Annotated in this window: 3 protein-coding genes and 1 pseudogene; 1 reads left to right on the forward strand and 3 read right to left on the reverse strand. The window is 67.1% G+C overall.

The genetic code is table 11. The features are described from left to right. From A5651_RS16750 to clpS, 3 genes are all read right to left on the reverse strand, one after another. Positions 1-543 (reverse strand): P1 family peptidase (locus tag A5651_RS16750; RefSeq protein ID WP_197496646.1); only part of this gene is annotated, 543 nt, incomplete at its 3' end. Next, the gene (locus tag A5651_RS16755) at positions 540-1,121 is read right to left on the reverse strand and encodes a DUF2017 domain-containing protein (RefSeq protein WP_066983106.1); all 582 of its coding nucleotides are present in this window, start codon (positions 1,119-1,121) and stop codon (positions 540-542) included. The genes A5651_RS16750 and A5651_RS16755, both read right to left, overlap by 4 nt. A gap of 10 nt (positions 1,122-1,131) precedes the next feature. Beyond that, complete coding sequence (gene clpS / locus A5651_RS16760) at positions 1,132-1,434, reverse strand: ATP-dependent Clp protease adapter ClpS (RefSeq protein ID WP_066983108.1); 303 nt, start codon at positions 1,432-1,434, stop codon at positions 1,132-1,134. Positions 1,435-1,487: 53 nt separating this feature from the next. Between clpS and A5651_RS16765 the strand changes: the two are divergent. Continuing rightward, a pseudogene (locus A5651_RS16765) lies at positions 1,488-2,072 on the forward strand (nicotinate phosphoribosyltransferase); the annotation flags it as partial.

Raw genomic sequence — 2,072 nt, forward strand, 5'->3', positions numbered from 1 at the left:
CACGACGATCGCGCCGACCGTGACACCGATGTCGGTAAGGGTGATCGACGCGGTGCCGACCCCGCCCTTGAGCACGCCGACGCGCGCGCCCGCTCCAGCCCCGACAGTGCCAAGGGCGACGTCCGTCGACGCGGTGTCGGCGGCGGTATAGCCGAACTCGGCGGTGGGCCTGCACTCCCAACCGCCGACGGGCAGGTCGAAGACCACCGCCGCGGGCACGATCGGCACGACTCCCCCATCGAGCGCCACCCCGCGGCCCTGTTCCTCGAGCCACCGCATCACCCCGTCGGCTGCGGCAAGGCCGTAGGCGCTGCCGCCAGTGAGGACTACCGCGTCGACGTGGCGAACCGAGTTGATCGGGTCGAGCAGATCGGTTTCCCGCGTGCCCGGCGCACCGCCGCGGCCGTCGACGGCGCCGACGGTTCCGGGCGGGGTCAGCACGACGGTGGTGCCGCTGGCCCAGCCGGACCCCAGGGCCGCCTCGGCGTCGATGCGGTGGTGTTGGCCGACGCGGATACCGCCGACATCGGTGATCGCACTCATTTCTTGTCCATGAGGCCGAGGACCAGATACTCCTGCAACACGGTCAGCCACTGGTACACGTCGAAATGGCCCGCCATCGGATGGTCGGGCGGCAGCCGATCGGGTCCCTCGGGACCGATGTCGAGCATGGTGCCGAGCGCAAGCCGCACGTCGTTGACCGCGGCGGCCCACGCGTGCGCATCGTCCTCGGTCAGCTCGAAGCGGCCACCGCCGTTGGGCACTGTGCTCAAGACCCGTTGCGCCGCTTCGCGTTTGGCAGCGATGATCTCCGGCTCGTGTAGGCTGCGTAGCGCGCTGTTGAGGCTCTCCGCGGTCGCTGACCCGGCGGGATGATCGTTCTGCGGGCGGAAGAAGTCCGGCAGCAGCCTCTTCATGGTCTCGTCGTCGGGGGGACGCGAATTACCGGTCTTCAGACCGGTGATCTCTTCCAGTTCGTCTGCGGGAGCCGATGATTCGCGTTCATCGAGCATTCCAACCATTGACGTGACGAGGCTTTCCAAAAGCGATGCCTCGTGCGACGCCATGGCCGAACGAAAACGCGGGCCGTCTGCGGTGTCGACCCGCTTCCACTTGCGCACTCTTGCGTTCCTAGCGGTCCTGCTGCATCGTCGCCCACAGCCCAGCGGCATGCAGCTTGGACACGTCAACTTCCATCGACTCTCGGCTGCCGGCCGACACCACCGCCTTGCCTTCGTTGTGCACCTGCAGCATGAGCTTGGTGGCGTGCGGCTCGCTGTAGCCGAACAGCTTTTGGAAGACATACGTCACGTAGGTCATCAAATTCACCGGATCGTCCCAGACGATGGTCACCCACGGGGAGTCGGTGTCGGAGTCGGTGGCGACGTGCCGCTCCTCGCGAGTTCCCGGGCGGGCCTTCGCTGGGGTGACCATGTGCCCAGAATAGCCGGGGCCGTATAAGGCGTGAGAACGGTTACGGTTGGGCAATGACAGCCGCAATGCTGACCGACAAATACGAGCTGACCATGCTCGCGGCGGCACTGCGCGACGGAACCGCGCACCGGCGCACCACGTTCGAGGTCTTCGCCCGTCGGCTTCCCGAAGGCAGGCGTTACGGCGTCGTCGCAGGCACTGCGCGATTCGTGGATGCCTTGGCGGAGTTCACGTTCGACGATGCGGCGCTGGATTCGCTGTCGGACTTTCTCAACGACGACACGCTGACCTATCTGGCCGATTACCGATTCCACGGCGACGTGGACGGCTACGCCGAAGGCGAGTTGTACTTTCCCGGCTCACCGGTACTCGCGGTGCACGGCTCATTCGCTGAATGCGTTGTACTGGAGACGCTGGCGTTGTCGATCTTCAACCACGACACCGCGATCGCATCGGCCGCGGCGAGGATGACCTGCGCGGCCGAGGGTCGCGCCCTCATCGAGATGGGATCGCGGCGCACCCACGAGCAGGCCGCCGTGGCCGCCGCGCGGGCCGCCTATCTCGCCGGCTTCGCCGGCTCGTCGAACCTCGAGGCGCAGCGGCGATACGGCGTGCCGGCGATAGGCACCAGCGCGCAC

It is taken from the genome of Mycobacterium sp. 1274761.0 (genome assembly GCF_001668615.1).
In the GTDB taxonomy this organism is placed as follows: Bacteria; Actinomycetota; Actinomycetes; order Mycobacteriales; family Mycobacteriaceae; genus Mycobacterium.